At 72.0% G+C, this 25,662-nt stretch carries 21 protein-coding genes and 4 pseudogenes; 8 read left to right on the top strand and 17 right to left on the bottom strand.

Annotated features, from left to right (window positions below):
• Nucleotides 1-104 precede the first annotated feature (104 nt).
• Nucleotides 105-947: pseudogene (locus tag ACFP2V_RS37000) on the top strand (SDR family oxidoreductase); the annotation flags it as partial.
• Nucleotides 948-992: 45 nt separating this feature from the next.
• Here ACFP2V_RS37000 and ACFP2V_RS36995 read toward each other — a convergent pair.
• Entirely contained in the window at nucleotides 993-2,681 is a 1,689-nt protein-coding gene (locus ACFP2V_RS36995; RefSeq protein WP_381220523.1) for a DUF885 domain-containing protein, read from the bottom strand.
• A gap of 32 nt (nucleotides 2,682-2,713) precedes the next feature.
• On the bottom strand, nucleotides 2,714-3,205 hold the full coding sequence (locus ACFP2V_RS36990) for an Lrp/AsnC family transcriptional regulator (protein WP_381220520.1): 492 nt from the start codon (nucleotides 3,203-3,205) through the stop codon (nucleotides 2,714-2,716).
• Nucleotides 3,206-3,265: 60 nt separating this feature from the next.
• Here ACFP2V_RS36990 and ACFP2V_RS36985 point away from each other — a divergent pair.
• Nucleotides 3,266-4,452: pseudogene (locus tag ACFP2V_RS36985) on the top strand (trans-sulfuration enzyme family protein); the annotation flags it as partial.
• Nucleotides 4,453-4,651: 199 nt separating this feature from the next.
• On the opposite strand, the gene ACFP2V_RS36980 reads toward ACFP2V_RS36985, so the two are convergent.
• The 3 genes and pseudogenes from ACFP2V_RS36980 to ACFP2V_RS36970 form a co-directional block, all read right to left on the bottom strand.
• A complete protein-coding gene (locus ACFP2V_RS36980) occupies nucleotides 4,652-5,998 on the bottom strand; it encodes a GNAT family N-acetyltransferase (protein WP_381220517.1) in 1,347 nt (448 codons plus the stop codon).
• A 136-nt stretch (nucleotides 5,999-6,134) separates the two neighbouring features.
• On the bottom strand, nucleotides 6,135-7,721 hold the full coding sequence (locus ACFP2V_RS36975) for an alkaline phosphatase D family protein (protein WP_381220514.1): 1,587 nt from the start codon (nucleotides 7,719-7,721) through the stop codon (nucleotides 6,135-6,137).
• Nucleotides 7,722-7,937: 216 nt separating this feature from the next.
• Nucleotides 7,938-8,087: pseudogene (locus ACFP2V_RS36970) on the bottom strand (alpha/beta fold hydrolase); the annotation flags it as partial.
• Nucleotides 8,088-8,196: 109 nt separating this feature from the next.
• Here ACFP2V_RS36970 and ACFP2V_RS36965 point away from each other — a divergent pair.
• A complete protein-coding gene (locus tag ACFP2V_RS36965) occupies nucleotides 8,197-9,084 on the top strand; it encodes an RNA polymerase sigma-70 factor (protein ID WP_381220511.1) in 888 nt (295 codons plus the stop codon).
• 171 nt (nucleotides 9,085-9,255) lie between these two features.
• Complete coding sequence (locus ACFP2V_RS36960; RefSeq protein WP_381220508.1) at nucleotides 9,256-10,017, top strand: GntR family transcriptional regulator; 762 nt, start codon at nucleotides 9,256-9,258, stop codon at nucleotides 10,015-10,017.
• A 158-nt stretch (nucleotides 10,018-10,175) separates the two neighbouring features.
• On the opposite strand, the gene ACFP2V_RS36955 is transcribed toward ACFP2V_RS36960, so the two are convergent.
• A complete protein-coding gene (locus tag ACFP2V_RS36955; RefSeq protein WP_381220505.1) occupies nucleotides 10,176-11,333 on the bottom strand; it encodes an ROK family transcriptional regulator in 1,158 nt (385 codons plus the stop codon).
• A 178-nt stretch (nucleotides 11,334-11,511) separates the two neighbouring features.
• Nucleotides 11,512-11,739, bottom strand: a pseudogene (locus ACFP2V_RS36950) (response regulator transcription factor); the annotation flags it as partial.
• Nucleotides 11,740-11,752: 13 nt separating this feature from the next.
• Between ACFP2V_RS36950 and ACFP2V_RS36945 the strand changes: the two are divergent.
• Together ACFP2V_RS36945 and ACFP2V_RS36940 are read left to right on the top strand one after the other, a co-directional pair.
• A complete protein-coding gene (locus ACFP2V_RS36945) occupies nucleotides 11,753-12,457 on the top strand; it encodes an SLC5/6 family protein (RefSeq protein WP_381220502.1) in 705 nt (234 codons plus the stop codon).
• 16 nt (nucleotides 12,458-12,473) lie between these two features.
• Complete coding sequence (locus tag ACFP2V_RS36940; protein ID WP_381220499.1) at nucleotides 12,474-12,602, top strand: putative transporter small subunit; 129 nt, start codon at nucleotides 12,474-12,476, stop codon at nucleotides 12,600-12,602.
• 81 nt (nucleotides 12,603-12,683) lie between these two features.
• On the opposite strand, the gene purB is transcribed toward ACFP2V_RS36940, so the two are convergent.
• The 7 genes from purB to ACFP2V_RS36905 all read right to left on the bottom strand — a co-directional run bounded on the left by purB (nucleotide 12,684) and on the right by ACFP2V_RS36905 (nucleotide 19,982).
• Nucleotides 12,684-14,126 (bottom strand): adenylosuccinate lyase, encoded by a 1,443-nt coding sequence (gene purB / locus ACFP2V_RS36935; protein ID WP_381220496.1) that lies wholly within the window; start codon nucleotides 14,124-14,126, stop codon nucleotides 12,684-12,686.
• 548 nt (nucleotides 14,127-14,674) lie between these two features.
• Nucleotides 14,675-15,451 (bottom strand): SGNH/GDSL hydrolase family protein, encoded by a 777-nt coding sequence (locus ACFP2V_RS36930; protein WP_381220493.1) that lies wholly within the window; start codon nucleotides 15,449-15,451, stop codon nucleotides 14,675-14,677.
• A gap of 124 nt (nucleotides 15,452-15,575) precedes the next feature.
• Nucleotides 15,576-16,589 (bottom strand): hemolysin family protein, encoded by a 1,014-nt coding sequence (locus tag ACFP2V_RS36925; protein WP_381220490.1) that lies wholly within the window; start codon nucleotides 16,587-16,589, stop codon nucleotides 15,576-15,578.
• Nucleotides 16,586-18,010 (bottom strand): hemolysin family protein, encoded by a 1,425-nt coding sequence (locus ACFP2V_RS36920; RefSeq protein WP_381220487.1) that lies wholly within the window; start codon nucleotides 18,008-18,010, stop codon nucleotides 16,586-16,588. Before ACFP2V_RS36920 ends, ACFP2V_RS36925 begins: the two co-directional genes overlap by 4 nt.
• 142 nt (nucleotides 18,011-18,152) lie before the next feature.
• Nucleotides 18,153-18,542 carry a GNAT family N-acetyltransferase gene (locus ACFP2V_RS36915; RefSeq protein WP_381220598.1) on the bottom strand — a complete coding sequence of 130 codons (390 nt, stop codon included), beginning with the start codon at nucleotides 18,540-18,542 and terminating at the stop codon, nucleotides 18,153-18,155.
• Nucleotides 18,502-18,921, bottom strand: a complete 420-nt coding sequence (locus ACFP2V_RS36910; RefSeq protein WP_381220484.1) for a GNAT family N-acetyltransferase — start codon at nucleotides 18,919-18,921, stop codon at nucleotides 18,502-18,504. Before ACFP2V_RS36910 ends, ACFP2V_RS36915 begins: the two co-directional genes overlap by 41 nt.
• 149 nt (nucleotides 18,922-19,070) lie before the next feature.
• Nucleotides 19,071-19,982 (bottom strand): DMT family transporter, encoded by a 912-nt coding sequence (locus ACFP2V_RS36905; RefSeq protein ID WP_381220481.1) that lies wholly within the window; start codon nucleotides 19,980-19,982, stop codon nucleotides 19,071-19,073.
• Nucleotides 19,983-20,329: 347 nt separating this feature from the next.
• Here ACFP2V_RS36905 and ACFP2V_RS36900 point away from each other — a divergent pair, with 347 nt between their 5' ends.
• On the top strand, nucleotides 20,330-21,388 hold the full coding sequence (locus ACFP2V_RS36900) for an MGDG synthase family glycosyltransferase (RefSeq protein WP_381220595.1): 1,059 nt from the start codon (nucleotides 20,330-20,332) through the stop codon (nucleotides 21,386-21,388).
• A 111-nt stretch (nucleotides 21,389-21,499) separates the two neighbouring features.
• Here the strand turns inward: ACFP2V_RS36900 and ACFP2V_RS36895 are convergent, their stop codons facing one another.
• Both ACFP2V_RS36895 and ACFP2V_RS36890 read right to left on the bottom strand, forming a co-directional pair.
• Complete coding sequence (locus ACFP2V_RS36895) at nucleotides 21,500-22,252, bottom strand: polysaccharide deacetylase family protein (RefSeq protein ID WP_381220478.1); 753 nt, start codon at nucleotides 22,250-22,252, stop codon at nucleotides 21,500-21,502.
• A 92-nt stretch (nucleotides 22,253-22,344) separates the two neighbouring features.
• Entirely contained in the window at nucleotides 22,345-23,124 is a 780-nt protein-coding gene (locus ACFP2V_RS36890; RefSeq protein ID WP_381220592.1) for an SDR family NAD(P)-dependent oxidoreductase, read from the bottom strand.
• A 501-nt stretch (nucleotides 23,125-23,625) separates the two neighbouring features.
• Between ACFP2V_RS36890 and ACFP2V_RS36885 the strand changes: the two genes are divergently transcribed.
• Entirely contained in the window at nucleotides 23,626-24,528 is a 903-nt protein-coding gene (locus ACFP2V_RS36885; RefSeq protein WP_381220475.1) for a DMT family transporter, read from the top strand.
• A gap of 329 nt (nucleotides 24,529-24,857) precedes the next feature.
• Here the strand turns inward: ACFP2V_RS36885 and ACFP2V_RS36880 are convergent, their stop codons facing one another.
• Complete coding sequence (locus tag ACFP2V_RS36880; protein ID WP_381220472.1) at nucleotides 24,858-25,292, bottom strand: hypothetical protein; 435 nt, start codon at nucleotides 25,290-25,292, stop codon at nucleotides 24,858-24,860.
• Nucleotides 25,293-25,662: the final 370 nt, after the last annotated feature.

Raw genomic sequence — 25,662 nt, 5'->3', positions numbered from 1 at the left:
CCGCACGCTCCGCCGTACGCAGCCGGGCCGGCCGCCGCAAGACGTGGAGCGGAGCCGCGGTATTGGTGTGCGCCGGGCCTTGGTCCCCACCATCATGTGTGCCCCTGCCCCGACTTCCGCACCCCGCACCCGAAACACTCCGCCGTGATCCCCTGCCCCTGCGCGGCCGGACCGCGCTGGTCACCGGGGCCGGCCGGCGCGGCGGCATCGGACACGCGGTCGCCCGACGTCCCGCCGCCCACGGAGCGAGCGTCTACCTGCACACCACGTGCCGCACGACGCCGCGATGCCCTGGGGCGCCGACCGCACCGAGGAGGTGGCCGCCTCCGTACGGGAAGCCATCGGTGACCCCTCGGCGCGGGTGATGTCCGGGCCGGGTGACCTCTCCGACCCGGCCGTGCCCGCCGAACTGCTCGACCGGGCCGCCGCCGCACTCGGCGGGCGGGCTCGACACCCTCGTCGCCAACCACGCACTCAGCGGCTGTGACGGCACCCTCGACACGGTCGACACCGCGATGCCCGACGCCCACTGGGCCGTCGACACGCGCTCGGTGATCCTGCTCGTCCGGGCCCATGCCCGGCACCGGGCCGCTCTGCCCCCGCGCACCCCGGGCGGGCGCGTGATGATGATGACGTCCGGGCAGGACATCGCGGGCGGGATGCCGGGCGAGATCGCCTACGCCCTCCAGAAGGGCGCGCTCGCCTCGATCACCCGCTCCCTGGCGACCACGCCGGCCGAGCACGCCGTCACGGTGAACACCGTCAACCCCGGCCCGGTGGAAACCGGCCACCTCACCGGCGACGCCTACGACGCCGTCGCCGCACGCTTCCCCGCCGGTCGGCGGGGGATGCCCGACGACCCCGTCCGCCTCATCGCGTGGCTGGCCACGGACGAGGCGGACCGGATCACGGGGCAGGTCATCGACTCTGAGGGAGGCTTCCGGCGCCGACGCCGGTGGAGCCGCTCCGGGGCCGGCCGCCGACGGCCCGGCTCACAGCGCCGACAGCTCCTCCACCAGGTCGTCCAGGCCCAGCGAGCCCTGGGACAGCGCCGCCATGTGCCACGCCTTGGGGTCGAAGGCGTCACCGTGCCGCTTGCGGGCGTTCTCCCGGCCCAGCAGCCAGGCCCGCTCGCCGAGCTTGTAGCCGATGGCCTGCCCGGGGATCGTCAGATAGCGGGTCATCTCGCTCTCCACGAAGTCCGCGGGACGGCTGCTGTGCGCCCCGAAGAACTCCTCGGCCAGTTCCGGCGTCCAGCGCTCGCCCGGGTGGAACGGCGAGTCCGCCGGAATCTCGAGTTCCAGGTGCATGCCGATGTCGACGATCACCCGGGCGGCCCGCATCATCTGCGCGTCCAGGTAGCCGAGCCGTTCCTCCGCGTCCGCGAGGAAGCCGAGCTCGTCCATCAGCCGCTCCGCGTACAGCGCCCAGCCCTCCGCGTTGGCGCTGACCATGCCGACGGAGGCCTGGTAGCGGGACAGGTCCTCGGCGACGTGCGCCCACTGCGCCAGCTGGAGGTGATGGCCGGGGACGCCCTCGTGGTACCAGGTCGACACCAGGTCGTAGACGGGGAAGCGGGTCAGTCCCATGGTCGGCAGCCAGGTACGACCGGGCCGGGAGAAGTCCTCCGACGGGGGCGTGTAGTACGGCGCCGCCGCGCTGCCCGGCGGGGCGATCCGCGACTCCACCTTCCGTACCCGCTCGGCGAGTTCGAAGTGGGTGCCGTCGAGCGAGTCGATCGCCTTGTCCATCAGGCCCTGCAGCCAGTCGCGGACCTCGTCGACGCCCTCGATGTGCCGGCCGTGCTCGTCGAGGTGCGCCAGCGCCACCCACGGTGTGCCGGCGCCCGGCAGGACCTTCTCGGCCTCCTTCTTCATCTCGCCGAGCAGCCGGTGGTACTCGGCCCAGCCGTAAGCGTACGCCTCGTCCAGATCGAGGTCGGTGCCGTTGTAGTAGCGGGACCAGCGGGCGTAGCGTTCCCGGCCCACGGTGTCGGGAGCGCCCTCGATCGCCGGCGCGTACACGTCGCGCATCCAGTCCCGCAGCTCCACCACGGCCGCGGTCGCGGAACGCGCCGCCTCGTCCAGCTCCGCGTGCAGCGCGTCCGGACCCGGCGAGGCGAAGTCCTCGAACCAGCCTCGGCCCTCACCGGTGTCCGCCCACTCGGTGAGCTGACCGACGAACGTGGCGGTCGGCCGCGGCGCCGCGTACAGCTTGCGCTCCAGGCCGAGCGCGAGGGACTCCCGGTAGCCCGTCAGCGCGGCCGGTACCGCGCGCAGCCGCTCGGCGACCGCGGCCCAGTCCTCCTCGGTCTGCGTCGGCGTCACGGTGAACACCTCACGCACCGAGTGGGCGACGGTGCCCAGGTTGCCGACCGAACGCAGACCCTCGTCGGCCTCGTGCACGGCGAGCTCCGCGGTGAGCCGCTCCCGCAGCAGCCGGGCGCAGCGGCGCTCGATGCCGCTGTCCGCGCCGGGCCTGGCCTCGGCCTCGTCGAGCCGGGCGAGTGTGGCCCGCTGAAGCTCCGCGAGCGCGGCCTGGCCCGCGGGGGAGAGATCGGGCAGGCGGCTGTAACTCTCCTGCACGCCGAGGTACGTACCGGTGACCGGGTCGAGGGCGATGAGATCGTCGACGTAGGCGTCGGCGACCTCGCGGGGCAGCGGGCTGTTGGTCTCAGACATGGCGACCATCCTGGTACGCGGCCCGCCGGACGTCACCCGGATTGAGCCGAGGGCGAAGACGGCAGCAGCGGACCGCAGTCCCACTGCTGGAAGATCAGCCGCGTCTCCACGCGTGCCACCTCCCGCCGCGACGTGAACTCGTCCAGCACCAGTCGCTGCAGATCCGCCATGTCCGCGACCGCGACATGGATCAGATAATCGTCCGGTCCGGTCAGGTGGAAGACGGTCAGCGACTCCGGCAGCTTCCGGATCCGCTCCACGAACGGCCCGACCAGCTCCCGCCGGTGCGGCCTGACCTGCACCGACAGCAGCGCCTGGAGCCCTCGCCCCAGCTTGGCCGGGTCCAGCTTCAGCCGATGCCCGAGGATCACGCCGGAGCGCCGCAGCCGGGTCACCCGGTCCAGACAGGTCGACGGCGCGACCCCCACCTGCGCGGCGAGGTCCCGGTACGTCGTCCGGGCGTCGTTCTGCAACAGTCGCAGCAGATGAAGATCCACCGGATCCAGTACGACAGAATCAGCCACTGGCCGAACGTAACACGGAGATCGGTTCCCGTAACCCGGCCGGTGTTCACCCTTCGGGGCATGGACGTACGCAGGGGCACGCGCAGCACCACGAGAGCACTCGCCACCGAGGCCGTGCACGCAGGCCGGGACGACCTGGCCCGGCAGGGGCTGCACGCCCCGCCGATCGACCTGTCCACCACCTACCCCGCCTACGACAGCCGCGGTGAGGCCGCCCGGATCGATGCCTTCGCCGCCACCGGCGCGGAACCGGACGGGCCGCCCGTCTACGGTCGGCTCGGCAACCCGACCGTCGCCCGCTTCGAGACCGCCCTGGCCCGCCTGGAGGGCACGGAGGCCGCCGTCGCCTTCGCCAGCGGCATGGCCGCGCTCAGCGCCGTCCTGCTGGTGCGCGGCTCCATGGGCCTGCGCCACGTCGTCGCCGTACGCCCCCTGTACGGATGCAGCGACCACCTGCTGACCGCCGGGCTGCTCGGCTCCGAGGTGACGTGGACCGACCCGGCGGGGGTCGCCGACGCACTGCGCCCCGACACCGGTCTGGTGCTGGTGGAGTCACCGGCCAACCCGACCCTGACCGAGGTCGATCTGCGGGCACTCGCCCGGGGCTGCGGCTCCGTGCCGCTGCTCGTCGACAACACCTTCGCCACGCCCGTCCTCCAGCGTCCGGCCGAGCACGGGGCGCGGCTGGTGCTGCACAGTGCCACCAAGTACCTCGGCGGGCACGGGGACGTCCTGGCCGGGGTGGTGGCCTGCGACGAGGAGTTCGCGGGGCGGCTGCGGCAGATACGGTTCGCCACCGGCGGCGTGCTGCATCCACTGGCCGGCTACCTGCTGCTGCGGGGGCTGTCGACACTGCCGGTACGGGTCCGGGCAGCCTCGGCGGGTGCCGCCGAACTCGCCCGCAGGCTCACCGCCGACCCGCGTGTGGCCCGGGTGCACTACCCGCGCATCGGCGGGGCGATGGTCTCCTTCGAGGTGCACGGGGATCCGCACGAGGTGATCGGCGGCGTACGGCTGATCACCCCGGCGGTGAGCCTCGGCAGCGTGGACTCCCTCATCCAGCACCCGGCGTCCATCAGCCACCGCATCGTCGACGCCGGTGACCGCAGGGCCGCGGGAGTCGGCGACCGGCTGCTGCGGCTCTCCGTCGGCCTGGAGGACGTCGACGACCTCTGGGCCGACCTGGACGGGGCGCTGGGCTGAGACCGGACGGGGCGCCGGGCCGAGACGTCGCGCGCGCACGCGGGGCGGCCACGGAACACCGACGGAGCGGCCCGGCGGAATTCGCCGGACCGCTCCGTCGGCGTGTCCGGTCCGTTCGGGATGCGCATCCGGACCGGGCATCGGGTCCGTGCGTCCGTCCCGTCCACGTGTTCCGTGGTGCGATGGCCCAATGACCCAATGGCCCAATGACCCAATGGCCCAATGGCCCAATGGCCCAATGGCCTACGACCGGTGGCCGATGCGGGAGCCGCCGTGCTCCTGCTCGCTGCGCTCCTCCCGCGCGTGGCGGTTCGGCCGCTGGTCCAGGCGGGCGGTGATGACCAGGGTGCCCTCCTCGATCTGGTAGTCGAGAGGGAGTTCCAGGCCGCGCATCGCGGCGACCATGCCGGTGTTGGACGCCTGCGTCACGGCGTAGACATGGGCGCAGCCCGCCTCGCCGGCCATCGCCACCAGCCGGGCGAGGAGTTCGCCGCCGATGCCCCGGCGCTGCCAGGCGTCCTCGATGAGCAGAGCCACCTCGGTCTCGTCGCCGTCCCACAGCAGATGGCCGAGGCCGACGATCCGCCCCGAGGCCGTCCGCACGGCGAGCGTACGGCCGAAGCGCGGGCCGAGCAGGTGGTTCAGGTAGCGGTCCACGTCGCCGACCGGCCCGTGGTAACGCAGGCGCAGGGTCTCGGGCGAGCACCGCTCGTGCATCGCCCTTGCCGCCTCCAGGTCGCCGGTGTCCGCCCGGCGCACGGTGGTGTCGCTGCCCTCGGGCAGCGTGAGGACGTCCTGGCCGCGGGGAACCCGGGGGCCGAGCCGGGCGTCCAGCTCCACCAGGGCCCTGGCTCGGGCGAACTCGGTGGGCGTGAACGGCAGATACGGCCGCTCCACGGTGATCACACCGCCCTCGGGGGCGCGCAGTCGCATCACGGTGTCCTCCAGGGTCCCCTCGGCCGGCACACCCTCCACCGCCTGTCGGCCGGCACCCGGCGCGGCGGGCAGTGAACGGATCGTGCACCGCCCCAGCAACTGCCGGAGTGTCAACGGGAGTTCTGCGGCGTCCAGTGCCGTACGCGTGGCGAGGCCCAGCATTCGGGTCGGCGCGTCCACCAGGTCGTGGGCGTCGGCCCGCTCGATCCAGGTGTCGGTGCCACCGGCGCCCGACACCGCCGCCGTGAGACCGGTGCCGGGCAGGTCGGCGGGGGCCCGCAGCAGGAACTCGTCGACCGTGGCCGTGCCCAGCGGGTGCGTCTGCAGACTCAGGATGTCGACGCTCTCCCCGGCCAGCGCCGTGCACAGCGCGGCCAGCGCGCCCGGTTCGTCCCGCACCGTCGTCCGCATCCGCCACAGGGTGCTCTCCGGCGGGGCACTGCGCACGGCCTCGTCGGCGGAGGACGCGGCCGGCAGCCTGTTCCACGACTCGGCCGCCGGGGGCCGGCCGCCGCCGGTATCGGATGCGGGGGGTGCGTGACCGTGGCGGCGTGCCCACCAACTGTGGAACGCCGCCATGAACCGTGCGGTCGTTTCGCCTCTCGACTGCACCTGCGGGGGACGGCCCTGGCGGTCGCACGTCTGCTCTGGCATGTCTCGACTCATGCAGCCACTGTGAAGGAAGTGTGTTTCGTGATCGCTAACGCGCTATGGCTGACGAGTAAAGAGTTCTTATGGCACCTATGATCCTTTTGTCGCTTCGCCGGTCGAGGGCTTGTTCGCCGACCGGCTACTGGCCGACCAGGCCCGGCCGCAACCGCTTCGTGTACAGCACGGTGCCGTCCTGCTCCCGCAGTCGTACGGTCAACTCTCCGCTGTCGCCGTCGATGTCGACCTCGCCGAAGAACTGGTAACCGCCGGCGGGCGAGACGTTCGCCGCGGTCGGTGCCTTCACGAACACCCGCTCCGGGCCGAAGGTGCCGTCGAGCGCGCTCGCCGGGAAGGCCCCCGCGTTCAACGGCCCGGAGACGAACTCCCAGAACGGCTCGAAATCGCCGAACGCGGCTCTCGCGGGCTGGTAGTGCTGGGCCGAGGTGTGGTGTACGTCGGCCGTCAGCCACACCGTGCCGGTGATCCGACGGTGCTTGATGAACCGGAGCAGCTCGGCGATCTGCAGCTCGCGCCCCAGCGGCGCGCCCGGATCGCCCTGGGCCACCGCCTCGACGTGCTGGGCGCCCTCGCCGGTGTCGGACACGATCAGGCCGAGCGGCATGTCCGCGGCGATCACTTTCCACACCGCCCGCGACCGTGCCAGCTCCCGCTTGAGCCACTCCAACTGCTCACGCCCGAGGATCCCTTGCGGGTCCACGGCCTGGTCACCGGCGGAGTTGGCGTTGCGGTACGTCCGCATGTCCAGTACGAACACGTCCAGCAGCGGCCCCTGTCGCAGCACCCGGTGGACCCGGCCCTCGCGATCACCCGGCCGCAGCGTGGACATCGGGAAGTACTCGCTGAACGCACGCCGCGCCCGTGCCATCAGCACATCGACGCTCTTCTCCGTGTACCGGCTGTCCGTGTCCGCGATCCGCTGGCCCGGGTACCAGTTGTTGCGCACCTCGTGGTCGTCCCACTGCACGATCGACGGCACCTGGGCGTTGAACCGGCGGAAGTGCTCGTCGAGCAGGTTGTACCGGAAGGTGCCGCGGAACTCGGCCAGGGTCTCGGCGACCTTGGACTTCTCCTCCGTGGTGATGTTCCGCCAGACAGTGCCGTCCGGCAGCGCGGCGGTCGCCGGGATCGGCCCGTCGGCGTAGACGGTGTCGCCGCTGAACAGGAAGAAGTCGGGGTCGGTCCGGGCCATCGCCTCGAAGATCCGGTAGCCGCCGAAGTCGGGGTTGATGCCCCAGCCCTGCCCCGCCAGGTCGCCCGACCACACGAACCGCACGCCCTCGCGCCGCCGCGCGGGCACCGTCCGGAACGTACCGGTGACCGGCTCGCCCGAGCGGCGCGGGTCGTCCGGGTCGGCGAGCCACACCCGGTAGTGGATCTGCTCACCCGCCGGCAGCCCGTGCAGCCGAGTGGTTCCCGTGAAGTCCGTGCCGGGGCCGAGCAGCGGACCGTGCCGGCGCTGCGGGCGGTGGAACGACTCGGTCGCCGACGTCTCGACGATCATCCGGGCCGGGCGGTCGGAGCGCACCCATACCAGCCCGGAGTCGCGCGTCACGTCGCCCGTCTGCACACCCCACTTCGCCTCCGGGCGCCCGGACCGGGCGAAGGCGGGTGCCGACCCGACGGCGGTGGGCAGGGCCAGGGCCGCCGAGGCCGCGAGCGAGCCGCGCAGGACGGCGCGGCGACCGGGGAACGAACGGAGTGACATGAATGCGCCTCCAGAGAGCGGGAGATCCGGCCGGTGTGCGCTGCCACAAGTACTCGGGCGGCACGGCCCGCACGCAAACCTCAAGTGAACAACTCGCCGTAGTGCTACGGGAATCGACGCGCCGTCAGCACCGCGGACCGTGTCCCGTCGTACTCGGTCGAGTTCCTTCGCGCCGCATCCCGTCGCGCAGCATCGCGCCGGTCCGTGCGGTCCCGTTCAGCGGCTGCCGTCGAGGAGGACGCGGGCGACCAGGGCGGGGTCGTCGTTCATCGGGGCGTGGCCGCAGCCGGGCAGCCGGATCAGCCGTGCCCCGGGGATCGTCCGCTTGGCGCGGACCCCCTGACGGGGGACGAGCAGCCGGTCGCGGAGGGCTCGGCTTCCGGGGCGCGGCTTTTGGGCTCCGGCTCCGGCGCCCTGTTCCGCGACGCACCGAATCAGCCTGGACACGGCCGCACGGGTCGGCTGGGATGGAGGGGTGAGCACCGACACCGTGACCGACGCCTTCGAGGAGCACCGCCCCGTCCTCCTGGGGGCGGCCTACCGCATGCTGGGGCGGGTGGCCGACGCCGAGGACGTGGTCCAGGAGGCGTGGCTGCGCTGGGCGGGCGGCGACCGGTCCGAGGTCCGCGAGCCGCGCGCCTACCTGGTACGCGTCACCACCCGCCTCGCCATCGACCGGCTGCGTCAGATCAAGGCACGGGGCGAGACGTACGTCGGCCCGTGGCTGCCCGAGCCCTACCTCACCGACTTCGGCGACACCACCCCGGACACCGCCGAGCAGGTGGTTCTCACCGACTCGGTCTCGCTCGCCGTCCTGGTCGTCATGGAGTCGCTGTCCCCGTTGGAGCGCGCGGTGTTCGTCCTGCGGGAGGCGTTCGGCTACCCCTACTCCGACATCGCCGCCCTGCTCGACCGCGGTGAACCGGCGGTGCGCCAGCTCGCCGCGCGGGCCCGCAAGCACGTCGAGGGGCGCCGCCCGCGCTACGACGTCGACCCCGCCCAGCGCCGCGATCTGACCGAGCGGTTCCTGGCGGCGGCGGCCGGCGGTGATCTGGAAGGGCTCATGAAGCTGCTCGCCCCCGACGTACGGCTCGTCGGCGACAGCGGCGGCAAGTCGCGCGCCCCGCTGCGCGTCCTGGAGAGCGCCGACAAGGTGGGCCGCTTCCTCGTCGGTGTCACCCGCAAGGGCTTCCCCGACTCCTCGGTCCGTCTCCTGGAGCTCAACGGCGGCCCGGCGGCACTGGTCCTCACCGGCGGCAGGCCCGACACCGTCTTCCAGTTGGACGTCGTCGACGGGCGGGTCCAGACGGTCTACGTCATCCGCAACCCCGACAAGTTGCGCTCGCTGAGGGCTGCCCAATAGGGATTGTCCGCCCGCACACGGGGCCCGCGCCGTCCGGCGCGGGCCCCGTCGTCATGTCCGATTGGTATTGACCAAGGGTGAGGGCCGTCCTATGGTCGCAGAGAAGTGAAACAACCTTTAATAAACAAGGGCGCTAAAACGCCACCGGACCCGACGATCGCGGAGGACAGGGTGGGGACCACGCAGTTGGAAACGGTGCCGGAACCGAAGTACTGGCATCTCAGGACCGTGCTCAGCGAGGCCCTGGACTCGGAGTTCTCGGTGGGCGAGATCCTGCCCAACGAGCGCGATCTGGCTGCCCGCTTCGGCGTCGCCCGTGCCACGCTCCGCCAGGCACTGGAGCAGCTGGAGCTGGACGGCAGGCTGCAGCGGCGCCGGGGCGTCGGCACCACGGTGGCCCCGCCGCGCATGGGCGTGTCCGTGGGTACGGCGCAGCACACCTGGCCCGGCGGACCCGACGACGCCTGGCAGACCGTGGACTGCACACTCGAAGCGCCCCCCGCGACCGTCGCCAAGACCCTGGTGACCGGCCGGGAGGAGCCCGTGCACACCGTACGGCGGTCCCGGGTCTCGCAGGGCCGGCCCGTTGCCGCCGAACTGCTGTACATTCCCGCTTCCTCGGTGCCCGACCTCTCCGCCATCGACGCCCCGTCGGGGGCGGCCCGCGCGCGTGCGGTACTGCGCGAGCTGCAGCACCTGGAACTGGAGCGGCACGAGAACGCGGTGGAGCTCGGCTCGGCCCGCGCGGACGACGCCAAGGAGCTGGACCGCCTGCCGGGCGCGCCCGTCCTCGTCGTCACCACCTCCTTCATCGCCCGGGACCGCGTCGCCGCGCTGTCCGTCGCCACCTACCGTGCGGACACCTGCCGGCTGACCTTCGGCGACTTCGGAGGCGTGGAGATCCACCACGGTCCCGAACGCCGCGCCTCCTGAGCACCGGCACTTCCGGGTGCCGTCCGCTGCGAGCGGGACGCGCGGTGCCGGCGGAGTGTGCGCCGCGGGCGGGCTGAGCAGACCGGCGGCGGGGCACGCCGACCGCCGCGGGGGCCAGGCACGCGGAGACGCGTGGTGCCGCGCGAGCGGTGTGCCGCCTACCGGCGGGCCGTCACCGTGCCCTCCACCGCGAAGAGCTGCTCCTCCACATGGTCCAGGGCGAGCCGCACCGCGCCCGTCGCCACCGCCGCCTCCCCGAGGCGGGACAGGGCGACCTTCGGCGGGCGCAGGCAGTAGCGGGCCAGTTCGCGCCGCAACGGCTCCAGTACGCCGTCCAGTCCGGCCGCCCAGCCGCCGATCACGACGAGTTCCGGGTCGAGGGCCAGCACCAGCGCCGCCACGTCGTGGACCAGCCGCTGAATGAAGCGGTCCATGGCCGCGAGGGCCCGTTTGTCGCCCTCGCGGGCCCGGGCGAAGACCTCGGCCACCGCCTGCTCGTCGAGCGGGTGCAGCGGCTCGTCCGTGGTGGACAGCAGCTTCTCGGGGGTCGCCTCGCGACCCAGCAGGTGCAGCGCGCCGATCTCGCCGGCCGCCCCGCCGTACCCCCGGTGCAGCCGGCCCCCGATCAGTGAACCGGCGCCGGGACTCAGCCCGGCCAGCACGAACACCACGTCGTCGGTCCCGGTGGCGGCGCCCTTCCAATGCTCGGCCACGACCGCCGCGTTGGCGTCGTTCTCGACCAGTACCGGACACGTGAAGGACCGGCTCAGCCGCTCGCCCAGACCCAGTCCCGTCCACCCGGGCAGCGCCGTGCCCAGCCGTACGGTGCCGTCCGCCTCGACGATCCCGGGCGTCCCCACGCCCACGGCCCGCAGCGAGTCGCGCGGCACCCCGGCCCGGCGCAGCAGCTCGACGACGGCGGTGCGCAGCCGTTCCAGCCGCTCGTCGGCATCGGCCGTCTCCCCGATGTCCTTGGCCTGGGCGCCGATCACCCGGCCGTCAAGGTCGGCCAACAGCGCCGCCACCCGGTGCGGCCCGATCTCCAGGCCCAGCAGATGCCCGGCCTCCGCCCGGAAGCGGAACCTCCGGGCCGGCCGCCCCTGGCGCCGCGCCGCCCCCTCCTCGGCCGCCTTCTCCACGACGAGGCCCGCCTCGATCAGACCCTCCACGACGCCCTCAACGGTGGGCCGGGACAGCCCCGTCACCCTCGTGACCTCGGTCAGCGTTGCGCAGTCCGTGGCCCGCAGCGCGTGCAGTACCACCGCGGAGTTGATCCTCCGCAACAGCGAGGGATCCCCGCCGGTCAGCCGACTCACCGTCAGTCCTCCCCGCTCGTGCGCGTGTGGGGCGGATCGTACTCGGCGCGGCGGGCCCCGGCGACCACCGGGCACGACCACCCCGGGCCACGACCGGAACCCGCCGCATCCCGCCCCGACCGCTCACGCGATCCGTCTCACGCCTTCCGTCACGTGGCCCGCCTCTGCCGGGCCCGCCTCACCCGGGCGCCACGAACCCCGACTCGTACGCCGTGATCACTGCCTGCGTGCGGTCACGCGCCCCGAGCTTCGCCAGCACTGCGCTCACATGCGACTTCACCGTCTCCACTCCCACCACCAGCCGGCCGGCGATCTCCGCGTTCGACAGGCCCCGCGCCATCAGCCGCAGCACCTCCGCCTCCCGCTCGGTCAGCCGCGCCCGCTCCAGTGCGGACCTCGCCGCCCTCTCGTCGATCACGATGGCCGACGTCTACGGCCAGGGTGTCGGCAAGGAGAAGGCCAACCCGAAGACGATGCTGCTGGTCGGCCGGAGCACCATGGTGGTGGCCACCGCGCTGGCCGTCACCTTCGCCGGCCTTCAGCTCAGCATCCTCGACCTGCTGGTCTTCGTCGGCGCGCTGTGGGGCGCGCTCGTCTTCCCGGTGCTGGCCAGCTTCTACTGGGAGAAGGTCACGAACAAGGCGTTCACCACCTCGGTGATCGCGGCGCTCGCGGTGTTCCTGCCCGTGCGCTTCAGCTGGATCCCCGTGGACGGCGCCTTCGGCATCGTCGTGGACGTGCTGGCGGTCCTCGGTATCGGTGTCGTCCTCGGCCTGATGGTCTTCGGCTTCCTGGGCGCCAAGGCGGCGAAGACCGTCGGTGTGCTGGCCGTGCTGGTCTCCGCACCGTTCGCGCTCGGATCCCTGCACGAGTACGCGACGCTGTGCGGTTCGCTCGTCGCCTACTCGGTGAGCACCGTCATCTGCTGGGCCATGTCCGTACGGCGGGAAGAAGGCTTCGACTTCTCCCTCATCGCGGAACGCACCGGAAACTTCGACGACGGGGACGCCGCCGCGGCGGCCGCCGACGGGCAGGGGGAAGCGTCCACTGTCCCCGGCCAGGCCCAGGGCCCCGGAGACGCCCCGGACGCGGACGCCCTCGAGCCCGCCGCACACACCAAGTGAGACAAGAGGAGGCACAGTGACCGTCGCCCTGAGCGTCTACGTCCTGATGTGGCCCGTCATCGTGGCCATCGTCCTGTTCGTGATCAGCCGTGGGTTCTTCCTCGAATGGCTCGACGCCCGCCGCAACGGCCAGGACATGATCTGACCCCGTCGTGGCGCGCGGCCCCGTCCTCAGGACCCGTGGAGGGTCCTGAGGACGGGGCCGCGCACATCCCGGCCGAGCAGGTCAGAGAATCGCCCCGGGAGCGTAAGCGGCGGCTTCCGGGTGCTGCTTGACGATTTCGTCGACACGTCCCACGACAGCCGCGACCTGGGCACTCGCGGCACCCGTGAACGACAGCTTGTCCGCCATCAGCGCGTCCAGTGCGGACCTGTCGAGGGGGATCCGCTCGTCGGCCGCGAGCTTGTCGAGCAGGTCGTTGCGCTCGGCGCCCTGCTCACGCATCGCGAGGGCCGTGGCGACGGCGTTCTCCTTGATCGCCTCGTGCGCGACCTCACGGCCGACACCCGCGCGCACCGCACCCATCAGCACCTTGGTGGTGGCCAGGAACGGCAGATAGCGGTCCAGCTCCCGGGCGACGACCGCCGGGAACGCGCCGAACTCGTCGAGCACCGTCAGGAACGTCTCCAGCAGACCATCGAGCGCGAAGAACGCGTCCGGCAGCGCCACCCGGCGCACGACCGAGCAGGACACGTCGCCCTCGTTCCACTGGTCGCCCGCCAGCTCCCCGGTCATCGAGGCGTAGCCGCGCAGGATCACCATCAGGCCGTTGACGCGCTCGCAGGAACGGGTGTTCATCTTGTGCGGCATCGCGGACGAGCCGACCTGGCCGGGCTTGAAGCCCTCGGTGACCAGCTCGTGTCCGGCCATCAGCCGGACCGTCTTCGCCAGCGACGACGGCGCCGCCGCCAGCTGCACCAGCGCGGTCACCACCTCGTAGTCCAGCGACCGTGGGTAGACCTGGCCGACCGAGGTGAACGCCTCGGCGAAACCCAGGTGCCCGGCGATCCGCCGCTCCAGCTCCGCGAGCCGGTCCGCATCGCCGCCCAGCAGATCCAGCATGTCCTGCGCCGTACCGACCGGGCCCTTGATGCCCCGCAGCGGATAGCGGCCCAGCAACTCCTCCAGCCGGCCGTACGCGACGAGAAGCTCGTCGGCGGCGGTGGCGAAGCGCTTGCCGAGAGTGGTGGCCTGGGCCGCCACATTGTGCGAGCGGCCGGCCATGACCAGCTCGCCGTACTCACCGGCCAGCCTGCCGAGCCGGGCCAGCACCGCCACCGTACGGTCGCGCACCAGCTCCAGCGACAGCCGGATCTGCAGCTGCTCCACGTTCTCGGTGAGGTCCCGGGAGGTCATCCCCTTATGCACGTGCTCGTGCCCGGCGAGGTCGTTGAACTCCTCGATCCGCGCCTTCACGTCGTGCCGGGTGACCTTCTCGCGCTCCGCGACGGAGGCCAGGTCGACCTGGTCGAGGACCCGCTCGTAGTCGGCGAGCGCCGCGTCCGGCACCTCGACACCGAGGTCCTTCTGCGCCCGCAGCACGGCGAGCCAGAGCTGTCGCTCCAGTCTCACCTTCTGCTCGGGCGACCAGAGCGTGGCGAGCTCGGCGGAGGCGTAGCGTCCGGCGAGGACGTTCGGGATACGGGGCTTGGCGGGCGCAGCAGTCACGTGCACGGAGTTTACCCACCGGTCACGGGCGTCGCGTGCCGGCCTCAGCCGCGGCCGGGGCCAGGTCAGAGGCAGACCGGCCGCCGTCGACCGCACAGGCTGTGAGAAATGTGTGAGAGATCGTGAGACGGCGGCCAGGCCCCCGGCACGGCAAACGGCCCCGCTCATCCGCCACGGGGAAGACGGACGAGCGGGCCGGTAGGGGGCTCTCCGCAGCGGTTCAGGGGGAGCGGGGTGCGGCTCCAGCCTCACGGCAGGCTGCCCGGTCTCGGGCTGCAGCAGTGAGCGCAGCGCGGTGAGGCAGCGGGCACGTACGTCCCCGGTCCTCCCACGCGGCGTAGAGGGTGCGCGCGAACACGGCCACGGTCTCCGGGGAAGCCGCAGGGAACGAGGGAACCTGCCGCGCGATCGCCTCGGCCTGCTCAGGAGAGCATTTCAATGGCGATTCGTGCAGGCCGGCGCCACTGGGTGATTCGGAGGGCACCACGGGACGAACCACGGGGAACGGCGAGCGCCCCGGTGCCCTCAGCCCTTCGGCGCCCTCGGTGTCACCGGTCGGCGTACGGCAGCAGCTCGGGGCGCTTCGGCGGGAGACCGTCGCCCGAGGAGCGGCCGGTGAGGCGGCGGCCGATCCACGGGAGCAGGTGCTGCCGTGCGAACCTGGCGTCCGCGACCCGGCGCGCCGACCAGTTCGGCGGCAGCGTGGCCGCCGGGGGCAGCTGCCACTCGGGGTCCTCGGGCGGGTAGCCCAGTGTCTGCCACACCGCCTCCGCGACCCTGCGGTGCCCGTCGGCCGTCAGATGCAGCCGGTCCACGTCCCACAGCCGCTGATCGCCGAGCGAGGGTGCTCCGTACAGGTCGACGACCAGCGCACCGTGCCGTTCGGCCAGCTCGTCGACACAGGTGAACAGCGCCTCCATGCGCGGCCGGAACCGCTCCTGCACGGGACCCTGGCGGGCCGGGCTGCGCATCAGCACCAGTTGCTTGCAGTGCGGGGCCAGCCGCTCCACCGCCTCGGTCAGCAGATCCCGCACCATGACCATGTCGCACTTGGGCCGCAGCGTGTCGTTCAGCCCGCCGACCAGGGTGACCACGTCGGCCCGCATGGCCGCCGCCGCGTCCACCTGTTCGTCGACGATCTGCCGGATCAGCTTGCCGCGCACCGCGAGATTGGCGTACCGGAAACCGGGAGCGACGGCCGCCATCCGCGAGGCGAGGAGGTCGGCCCACCCCCGGTACGTGCCGTCGGGCAGCAGGTCCGACATGCCCTCGGTGAAGGAGTCGCCGACCGCGACCAGGCTGGTGTGAGTGGGGTTCGTCTGCATGGCGACAGAGATGATATCCCGTGCACATACCCGCTGGTCGGTCGGCTCCCTCTCTGCTCCAGACCCGTCGGCCCTTGTGCTCCGGCCCCGTCCGGGCCCGCCGGTCCTCCCGGTCGGGGATCGCTCAGGCCCGCTGGCCGAACAGCTTCTGCAGTACGTCCTCCATCGTCACCAGCCCCGCCAGCCGCCCGTCCGCCCCGAGCACGGCCGCCAGGTGCGTACGGCTGCCGCGCATCGCGGTGAGGACGTCGTCCATCGGGGTGCTCTCCCGCACCCGTGCGATGGAGCGCATGTCCCGCAACAGGAACGGCATGTCGCGCGGTGAGGCGTTGAGGGCGTCCTTCACGTGCAGGTAGCCGACGATCCGCCGGCCCTCGTCCACCACCGGGAAGCGGGAGTACCCGGACTCGGCCGAGAGCTCCTCCAGCCCTTCGGGAGTGACGCCCACGCGCGCGTAGACCACGCTCTCCAGCGGCAGCACCACGTCCTGCACCGGCCGGCGGCCGAGTTCCAGCACGTCGTTCAGACGCTCCTGCGCGCGGTCGTCGATCAGACCCGCCTCGCCGGAGTCCTTCACCATCTGTGCCAGCTCCGCATCGGAGAAGGTCGCCACGACCTCGTCGCGCACCTCGACCCGCAGCAGCCGCAGCAGCGTGTTGGCGACGGTGTTGATCATGAAGATCACCGGGCGCAGCGCCCGGGACAGCGCCACCAGGGGCGGACCGAGCAGCAACGCGCTGCGCACGGGTTCCGCGAGGGCGATGTTCTTCGGCACCATCTCGCCCAGCAACATGTGCAGATACGTCGCGAGCGACAGGGCGATCACGAAGGACACCGCGTGTCCCGCGCCGGCCGGCACGCCCATCGAGTGGAACGCCGGTTCCAGCAGATGCGCGATGGCCGGCTCCGCGACCACACCGAGGACCAGGGTGCACAGCGTGATGCCGAGTTGCGCGGCCGCCATCAGGGCGGACACGTGCTCGAGGCCCCACAGCACGTTCTTGGCGCGCCGGTGGCCCTGTTCGGCGTGCGGCTCGATCTGGCTGCGGCGCACCGAGATCAGCGCGAACTCGGCACCCACGAAGAAGGCGTTGACGACCAGCGTCGCCAGGCCGATCAGCAGCTGTACGACAATCATCGCCGGACCCCCCTCTCACGCGTCGTGCCGTGCTTCTTGTCGTTCGTCCCACCGTCTGGCTCGGCGGTCGAATGGGCACCCGGCCTTTCGGCCGTCGCGTCCTGCGAGTGAGCGTCGGCGAGCGGCGCGTGCAGCAGCACGCGTGCCGCGCGGCGGCCGGTCGCGTCCAGCACCTCCATCCGCCAGCCGACGACCTCCAGGGTGTCGCCGACGGCGGGGATCCGGCCCAGCTCGGTGGCCACGAGCCCGGCCAGGGTCTCGTACGGCCCGTCCGGCGCGCGCAGGCCGACCCGCGCGAGCTGGTCCACGCGCGCGGAACCGTCGGCCGAGAACAGGTCGTGCCCCTCTTCGTCCGAACCCGTCCGGGCCAGGTCGGGGGTCTCATGCGGGTCGTGCTCGTCGCGGACCTCTCCGACGACCTCCTCGACGATGTCCTCCAGCGTGGCCACGCCCGCCGTACCGCCGTACTCGTCGATCACCACGGCCATGGTGCGCCGGCCGGAGAGCCGGTCCAGCAGCCGGTCGACGGTGAGCGATTCCGGGACCAGCAGCGGCTCGCGCATCATCTCCGACACGGGAACCCGGGTCCGGCGCTCGGCGGGCACCGCCAGTACGTCCTTGATGTGCGCGGTGCCGACCACCGAGTCGAAGGTGCCGCGGTACACCGGGAACCGGGACAGGCCCGTCGCCCGGGTCGCGTTTGCCACGTCCTCGCAGGTTGCCTGGACCTCCAGTGCGACGACCTGGACGCGCGGGGTCATCACGTTCTCCGCGGTGAGATCGGCGAGGTTCAGGGTGCGGACGAACAGCTCCGCCGTATCGGCCTCCAGGGCGCCCTGCTTGGCGGAGTGCCGGGCCAGCGCAGCCAGCTCCTGAGGGCCGCGCGCGGAGGCCAGCTCCTCCGCGGGCTCCACACCGAAGCGGCGCACTATGCGGTTGGCCGTGTTGTTCAGGTGAGAGATGAAGGGGCGGAAGGCGGCACTGAACCAGCGCTGCGCGTTGCCCACGTTCTTGGCGACGGCCAGCGGCGACGAGATCGCCCAGTTCTTGGGCACCAGTTCGCCGACCACCATCAGGAAGACGGTCGACAGTGCCGTGCCGAGCACCAGTGCCAGGGAGCTCGCCACCGACTTGGAGACCCCGACGCTCTCCAGCGGGCCGGAGAGCAGCGCGGCGATCGACGGCTCGGAGAGCATGCCGACCACCAGGTTGGTGACCGTGATGCCGAGCTGCGCACCGGAGAGCTGGAAGGTCAGGTTCCGTGCGGCCTTGAGCGCACCGGGGGCACCGCGCTCGCCGCGCTCCACCGCCCGCTCGAGGTCGGACCGCTCGACCGTGGTGAGGGAGAACTCGGCCGCGACGAACGCGCCGCACGCGAGGGAGAGCAGGATCGCCACCAGGAGAAGGAGTACCTCGGTCATCGGGCCACACCCGCCCCACGACCGGACGGGAAGTGAACGAGTATGCGATGCGGTGTGCGGCGACGTCGGGTACTTCGATGTCGCGTTCTACTGGGGGGCTCGCCCATGGGCGGACGCACACAACCTTTCATGAAGGACCGGGTTACCCTCCCAGAGTAAAGGACCAGCAAAGGTGTCCGGCGAGATCATCCACCGTCCGCCCGCACGCTCGGGGCCTGCCGTCCGGGAGCGGCTTGACCCAGCGTCGCCAGTGTTCCTCGGACGCGTACCCGGCGGCGCCCCACGCGCGGTGCGCGGTCTCGTTGCGCCGCAGCACCATGGCGTCCGCGCGGCGCCCGCCGAGGCCCGCGAACCGCTCCTCGGCGGCAGCCGGCAGCGCTGAGGCGATGCCCTGCCTGTGGCGGTCCGGGTGCACCGCGAGGCGGTACAGGTGGCAGCGCCAGCCGTCGGATCCTGGCGACTCACAAACATCCGTGGAGTCCTGCCCGTGCTTACAGCGGCTTGACCCAGCGTCGCCAGTGGTCCTCGCGATGGTAGCCAGCCGCGGCCCAGGTGTGGTGTGCCCGTTCGTTGGCCTCCAGGACCATGGCGTCGCCCCGGCGCCCGCCCAGGGCGAGAAATCGTTGTTCGGCCGCTTCCAGCAGGGCGGTGGCGATGCCCTGCCGGCGGTGGTCGGGGTGTACGGCGAGTCGGTAGGCGGAGCATCGCCATCCGTCGAAGCCGGCTATCACGGTTCCGGTGAGGACGCTGTCGCGCTCGGCGAGGAGCAGGGCTTCGGGGTCTCGTGTGATGAGTCGGGCCATTCCGTCGTGGTCGTCGCTGATGCTCGTTCCTTCCGCGGCTTCGCGCCAGAACTGCAACACGGTGTCGATGTCCGGGAGAGTGGCGTGGCGGATGTGGAGATCGCTCATGGGCCGAGCCAAGCAGAGCGCCCGCCTGTCCGGCGAACGGTTTCCGTGCCTCTTTCCGGCGACGGGTTGACGAGGCGGTGCAGCGCCATGGTGCCCGGGTGGTCGGCCGTTACGGGTGAGGGGATCGGCGAGTTGTCCCAGGTCGCGGCTCACGTATCACGGTGGACCCCTGGGGCTTCCGGTTCCGCCTTGTCCCAGCTGCCACCTGCGGCCACCACGGGCGATTGGATGAGGCCGACGATTCCCGTGGCCATGAGGCCGACGCCCGCGGCCTCGGGCAGCAGGTGCCAGCCCAGCGCGATGCTCTCACCGAACAGCAGGCCGCCGAGGGCAACGCTGATCAGAGCGTCTCCCAAGGTCAGGGCCGGCTGCGAGGCGGCCAGGGTGCCCGCTTGCAGTGTCCACTGGAGCAGCAGCACGCTCAGCAGGCCGGTGGCGGCGCCGGCGTAGGTGTGCCAGGTGGTGAGGACCGCGGTGGGCCCTTCCGGGAATCGTGCGGTCACTTCCTTGATGAGCGCGGCGGTGACCGCGAAGCAGGCGGCGGTCGCGGTGCCGAGCGTGGCGGCCTGCAGGGGGCCGCGCAGACGCAGGGCGGCGGCCAGCAGGACGGCGACACAGCCCGCCAGCCCGCCGCCGACGGCGAGCCAGAGCCAGTCGCCGGCCCGTTCGCCGCCGGGTGACGGCGACGCGCTGAGCAGGAAGACTGCCAGCCCGCCGGCGAGCATCACGAAGGATCGCCACGTCCCGGCGCCGGGTCGGCGGCGGAACACCGCCGACCCGATGAGCAGGGCGAACAGCAGTTCGCTGGCCAGCAGGGGCTGGACCACCGCCAGTTGTCCGGCGTCCAGGGCGATCACCTGGAAGACCGCGGAAAGCATCATGGCCGCCGCTCCGGCCCACCAGTAGGGACGGCTCAGGAGGCCCGCCAGGCGGACCGCCACCGCTTTGGCGCCGCGGCCGGTGACCTCGTCCGGCTCGACGGCAGCCCGGCGCTGCAGGACGGACGCCGCCGCGTTGGACAGCGCGGAGAGCAGAGCCATGGTGACGGTCAGCGCGTTCATGCGGATGCGTGGTCATTCAGGAGGATCCGGCCGACGGCCATTAAGCACTCCGTGGGCGAGTGGCGGCAGGCGGAGACGGATCGGGTGAACAGAGACGTATCCGCCGTATGCGCGGACAAAACCTTCCGCGTCGGCTACGGCCCACAGTGGATACGGGTCGGCGCCTGTGTCGCCCTGTGCGACGAATACCTGTTGCTCACTGGTCGATTCGACGCAATCATGCCTCATATGTGCCCATATCTCACGGTTCCTTACCCAGCCCTGCACGCGCTCGTGTCCGGTCGCGGTGCCGCCGCTGTGCCGGTGCGGCTCCTGCCGTGAGCCGGCTGCTGGTGATCAGCGCGAGCATGGGGTCGGGCCACGACATGGTGGCCGGTGAGCTGGCCCGGCGCCTGCGTGGCGCCGGACACGAGGCGGTGCACACGGACGTGCTGGAGATGCTGCCTGTCGGCATCGGGACCGGGCTGCGCAGCTTCTACCGCTCGGCGATCCGGCATGTCCCCCTGCTGTACGCGGGCATCTACGCCGCCTTCTTCCGCGCCGGTGGTGGTCCACGGCCGGGCAGTGCGCCGCTCGCGGCGCTGGCCGAGGGCCGGTTGCGAGCGAAAGTGGCGAACGAGGGCGCCGACGCGGTCGTCGCAGTCTTCCACCTCGCCGCCCAGCTGACCGGCCGGATGCGGGCCCATGGGCGGCTCACGGTGCCCAGCGCGGTGGTCATCACGGACTTCGCCGTCCACCGGCAGTGGCTGCACCGGGGGAACAACCTCACCCTGTGCCTCACCCCGGAGATCGCCCGGGAGGTGCGGTGCCGTCTGGGACGCCCCGCCGCCGCGTGCGGTGCGCTGCTGCCGGACCGCTTCCGCCCGCACCCGGCCGGCGAGGCGTACTGGCGGCAGCGGCTTACCTCCGGCGACGGGCGCCCGCCCGTGCTGCTCTCCGCGGGTGCGTGGGGGGTCGGATACCGGCTCGACGCGACGGCCCGGCTGCTGTCCGGTGCTGGCTACCTGCCGGTCGCCCTGTGCGGGCGCAACGAGCGGCTGCGCCGCCTGCTGTCCAAGGTGCCGGGGACGCTCGCCATGGGCTGGGTGGACGATATGCCGGGCCTGATCGCGGCGTGCGCGGCACTGGTCGACAACGCCGCGGGACAGACGGCGCTCGAGGCGCTCGCCGTCGGCGTCCCGGTTGTCGGGTACCGTCCGATTCCCGGTCACGGCGCGGAGGGTGTACGGCGGATGGCGGCGCTCGGTTTGACGGAGCACGCGGCGGACCCATGGCAGCTGGTGCAGTGCTTGGACCGCCTCGCCCGGGGCGGTCCGGTACCCGGCCGTCGGCTCGCCGCCGAGCGTCCCCTGTTCCAGAGCGACGTTGTACCTCACCTGGAACGGCTGGCCGCCCGAAGACGCTGACGGCCCAACGGCCGCGTCCGCAGGTAGCGGCCTGACTGCCCACCGGATCTCCGCGGCCCTACCGCGTGCCAGATCACCGGACGGTGGCATCGGCGCCCGGCCATGGGCCTGTTACGCCTGCCGCCCCGCCCCGCCGCTACGGGCCGATCGCCCCCCGACGCCGTGCTCGCCGAGCGGCCCAACTGTCAGACCCGCTGCCCGGCAGGCGTCCACCAGACTGGGCAGCGCGGCCAGCGCCGCATGCCAGCAGCCCGGTGCCGCGTGGCGATCAGTGTCGTGCAGTACCACCGTGCCGCCGCCCCACAGATCCCGCAGGACGGTCGCCACCACGGACTCGGCAGTGGCGTGAGCGGTCCAGTCGCGGCCCCAGGCCGTCCACAGGACCGGACGCAGCCCGATGTGGCGCGCGGCCAGCAGCCGGTCGCCGGTCAGGACACCGTACGGGGGCCGGTACCAGGTGGGGGCGACACCGGAAACCTCCGCCACCGCACGCGCTGTCCGCGCCAGCTGCCGGGCCTCCCTGACCGGCGCCGGCCACCAGGGCCGATTGTGTGTCCAGCCGTGGACCGCGAGTTCGTGACCGCGCCGGACGATGTCGTGGGTCAGCCGCCGGTGGCGCAGTACCTGCTCCCCGAGCACGAAGAATGTGGCACGGACCGCCAACTCCTCCAGCGCGGCCAGGAACACGGGGGTGGAGCACGGATCAGGCCCGTCGTCGAACGTGAGCGCCACGTGGTCGCTGTTGCCAATGCCCGCCAGGGTCGGCAGCCATGCCCGCCGCGGACCGGAGAGCCAGGTCCCGGCCGGCACGATGTGGGCCGCAGCGACCAGTGCCGGGGCGATGGCTGCGGCCGTAGTGAACAACCGGCCCACATCGGCGCCATCCCGCCCGCTCTTCTCCCTTTGCACCCGGCCCGCTCCGCCTGTGGGTCCGGCGCAGCTCGCTGTCGTGCCGTTCACCCGAACCGAGCCGCCAGTCGCCTGTACGACGTGGGCGCGAGGGCGCGAACCGCTGCGGGTACGCGGAGCCAGCCGGGCACGAACACCTCGTGACGATCCCGGCGCACTGCCTCGACGACTGCTGCGGCCACCCGTTCGGGAGGGATCGGACGCGGGCGCATGCGGGCGTAGGGCACGCCTCTCCGGGTGAAGAAGGGGGTGTCCACCGCCCCCGGCACGACGTGGGTCAGCCGCACGCCGGTGCCGTGCAGCTCGTAGCGGAGCGCGTCGGCGAAGGCGCCGAGTCCCGCTTTTGCCGCGGAATACACCGCTTCTTCCCGTACACCGACGCACCCCGCGATCGAGCCGATCAGCACCAGGTGGCCCCGGCGCCGCGCCACCATGTGCGGCAGGACCTGCCGGACCAGATGCACCACCGAGGCCAGATCCACGGTGAGCACCCGGTCCACCTTGCTGACGGGCATCGAGATGAACGGCCCGGCCCAGCCCACTCCGGCCCCGGCGACGAGCAGATCGATGGCCGGCACCTGCCGAAGGGCACGGTCGACCAGCCGTCGGGCACCGTCGGTGTCGGCCAGGTCGCAGGGGATCGCGACACCGGACGTCTCGCGCGCCATCATGTCCAGCCGGGCGCGGTCACGTCCGGAGACCAGCAGCGCCCACCGCTCCTTCGCCAGGGCCCGCGCGACAGCCGCTCCGATCCCCGAGGAGGCACCCGTCACGAGCGCCACGCCTGTGCCGGGCACAGTGCCCGGCAGGGGAGAAGACGAGGCCATGTACGGATCCGCCGTGGCGCGTCCCAAGCTGACCTCCTGAATAATGGGCGGCACGGCGTCGGGGACTGCGGACCGCCCGCGAGCGCACGTTCACCACTCCGCTCACCCTCGCGCATCCGCGCCTCCAACGAAGGCAACGACCATCGAGGGGTAGCCCGAATTGGCTGATTTCAAACTTTCCCCTCGACCACGCAGACGACCCGACGGCGGTCTCTTTGCACAGGACGGGCTGCTGCGATCGGAGCCCGGCCCATCGCACCATGGGGCGTGGTAGCCGATGTTGCGTGACAGGGCAGCTGTCCTGGCTCCGGCGCCGCTGGGCCTGGCCCGGACCGAACGGACCGGATGACCGCCCGCTGCTCAGCTGTGCCGTTGTGGGTTGGGCCTGGCGGTCATGTCCGCACCGCGATAGGCCGCGCGTGTGTCTTTCCGGAACGGTCCCAGCCGGGCTTGGACCGTCTTGAAGTCCGCGCCTGGGCGGGGCAGGAGGATGGAAACGCCATGGTGTACCTCTACAGCCTCCCCGCCGCCTGCCTGCTGGGCTTCGGCTTCGTGCTCCAGCAGCATGCCGCCGAACGTGAACCGCTGTCCTTGATGCTGTCGTTCCGGCTGCTGTTGGACCTCGTGCGGAGGCCGCTGTGGCTGGCAGGCATCGGCTGCATGGTCATGGGCCAGATCCTTGGGGCACTCGCGCTGACGCACGGCAACCTGGCCCAGGTGGAGCCGTTGCTCACCACGAACCTGCTCTTCGCGATGGCACTCGCCCGGTGGATGGGCGACCAGCCGCTGGGCTGGTCCGGGTGGTTGGGAGCACTCGCTCTCAGCGGCGGAGTGGCGGCTGTCATCCTGGCGGGGCAACCGCACAGCGGCCAAGGCCAGGTCGGCATGTTGCGGCACTGGCTCGTGATCGGCTGCGTGCTGGGGCTGGCCGGGATCCTCGTCGCCTTCGCCCAGCACTTGCGCCTGCTGTACCGGCCGCCCCTCCTGGCCGCCGCGGCCGGCACCCTCTATGGCCTCCAAGACGCGCTCACCCGGGTCTCCGGCGGCATCATCGGTGACAAGGGAATCACCGGACTGCTCGTGTCGTGGGAGCCTTGGGCTGTCGTGGCGCTGGCGGTGGTGGGTTTGCTGTTGGTGCAGAGTGCCTTCGAGGCCGGGCCGTTGCGTCTGTCCTTGCCCGCGCTGAGCGCAGCCGAGCCCCTGAGCGGCATCGCCTGTGGTATCGGCTTCCTCCACGACGAGTTGCGCTCGACACCGGGCGCACTGGCCTGGCAGGCGGCCGGAGTGGTCGCGGCGGTCAGCGGCGTCTTCGTCCTCGGACGACACCCTGTCATGCCCAGCGGCGAACGGCGCCCTGAGCCCCCGGCCCACCACCCCCCGCACCGCCCCCGGCACCCGCCGTGACAACTCCGGCCCGGCACCCGCGCGGTCGGCGTTCGGCGCTCCTGCCGCGCCGTGCGACTACTGGAAGAGCGGGGCGCGGACCATGTAGGTCGCCTCGGACAAGGGCACCGCACACCGCCGTGGCACACGTCCCACGAGGTGAGCATTCCGCTGGCGATGGTCGCACGCGGGCAGCACCACGGTCGTGTACGTCTCGGCCACCGGTGACTACGTCGCGTTGAAGTAGGGGACCAGGGGTGTCATGGCGGGCACTGGGACGATTACTGGCAGTGAGCGCGAGAGCGGGTGGCCCCTGATGGCTCAGGGGCCACCCGGTCAACCGGCCGGTGTCAGCCGGTGGGGGTGCCCTCGATGGCGCAGGCGCGGCACGGGGGCTGGCCGCATGTGCACTGCGTGATCGCTTCAAGGACCCCGCGGTCGTGGTAGAGGCACTCGTCCCCGCAGGTGTGGCGCGGAATGAAGCCGGCCTGGAGCTCGTCCGGCCACGGCTCTTCGCCTTCCCGGCAGCGGGCGAACCGCTCGGGGTCGGCGGCGTGCAGCTCCTGCATGCCCGTCCGGGCCTCGTTCTCCATCTGGCGCACCATGGCCAGCGTTTTCTTGAGCTCGGCTGCGAGGTCGGAATACCGGTCGTCGTCTGTCCGCACATGGGCGGCCCGCAGAGCCATTGCGGCATTTCCCAGAAACCGTCCGGCGTCCTGGAGATCCGTGACGTGATGCAATTGAATGCCTGTCACGCCGCGTACCCAAACGGCATTGCTTCTCACGTGTCCACCTTTCGGACTCTGGGCGCCTGTATCCCATGCGGGCATGGCAGTACGCGGACATATCCCGCAGGTGCCTTCGTTTCTCGTCCGGGAGCCCGCTCGGGGCACCTCCCGCAGGGAGGTAATTCTGCGCCCGCTCCATGGACGTTAAAAGACGGCGGGCGAAAGCGTCCAGCCATATCGGAGTGAATCAGGCCACCTGGGGTGCTGGTAAATGTTGGCGGTGTTACTGGTTGGGCTGGTGGTGCTTATGTGGGGCCGCTCGGGACCTGATTCGGGTGCCGGTGGCGTTGCCTCGCGGTCCGTCCGGGGTGCGGTGCGTAGGCCGCCGGACAGGCCGGGCAGTCGGATGGGCAGGGCAAAGGGGCGA

The organism is Streptomyces incanus (assembly GCF_042656345.1).
Classification (GTDB): domain Bacteria; phylum Actinomycetota; class Actinomycetes; order Streptomycetales; family Streptomycetaceae; genus Streptomyces; species Streptomyces incanus.
This window is presented reverse-complemented; position numbering and strand designations above follow the sequence as displayed.

Coding starts and splice junctions, on each gene's coding strand:
- ACFP2V_RS36995 (WP_381220523.1), bottom strand. CDS start 2,681: ATGTCTGAGACCAACAGCCCGCTGCCCCGCGAGGTCGCCGACGCCTAC.
- ACFP2V_RS36980 (WP_381220517.1), bottom strand. CDS start 5,998: ATGCCAGAGCAGACGTGCGACCGCCAGGGCCGTCCCCCGCAGGTGCAG.
- ACFP2V_RS36975 (WP_381220514.1), bottom strand. CDS start 7,721: ATGTCACTCCGTTCGTTCCCCGGTCGCCGCGCCGTCCTGCGCGGCTCG.
- ACFP2V_RS36945 (WP_381220502.1), top strand. CDS start 11,753: ATGGCCGACGTCTACGGCCAGGGTGTCGGCAAGGAGAAGGCCAACCCG.
- ACFP2V_RS36930 (WP_381220493.1), bottom strand. CDS start 15,451: ATGCAGACGAACCCCACTCACACCAGCCTGGTCGCGGTCGGCGACTCC.
- ACFP2V_RS36925 (WP_381220490.1), bottom strand. CDS start 16,589: ATGATTGTCGTACAGCTGCTGATCGGCCTGGCGACGCTGGTCGTCAAC.
- ACFP2V_RS36920 (WP_381220487.1), bottom strand. CDS start 18,010: ATGACCGAGGTACTCCTTCTCCTGGTGGCGATCCTGCTCTCCCTCGCG.
- ACFP2V_RS36910 (WP_381220484.1), bottom strand. CDS start 18,921: ATGAGCGATCTCCACATCCGCCACGCCACTCTCCCGGACATCGACACC.
- ACFP2V_RS36905 (WP_381220481.1), bottom strand. CDS start 19,982: ATGAACGCGCTGACCGTCACCATGGCTCTGCTCTCCGCGCTGTCCAAC.
- ACFP2V_RS36900 (WP_381220595.1), top strand. CDS start 20,330: ATGGGGTCGGGCCACGACATGGTGGCCGGTGAGCTGGCCCGGCGCCTG.
- ACFP2V_RS36890 (WP_381220592.1), bottom strand. CDS start 23,124: ATGGCCTCGTCTTCTCCCCTGCCGGGCACTGTGCCCGGCACAGGCGTG.
- ACFP2V_RS36885 (WP_381220475.1), top strand. CDS start 23,626: ATGGTGTACCTCTACAGCCTCCCCGCCGCCTGCCTGCTGGGCTTCGGC.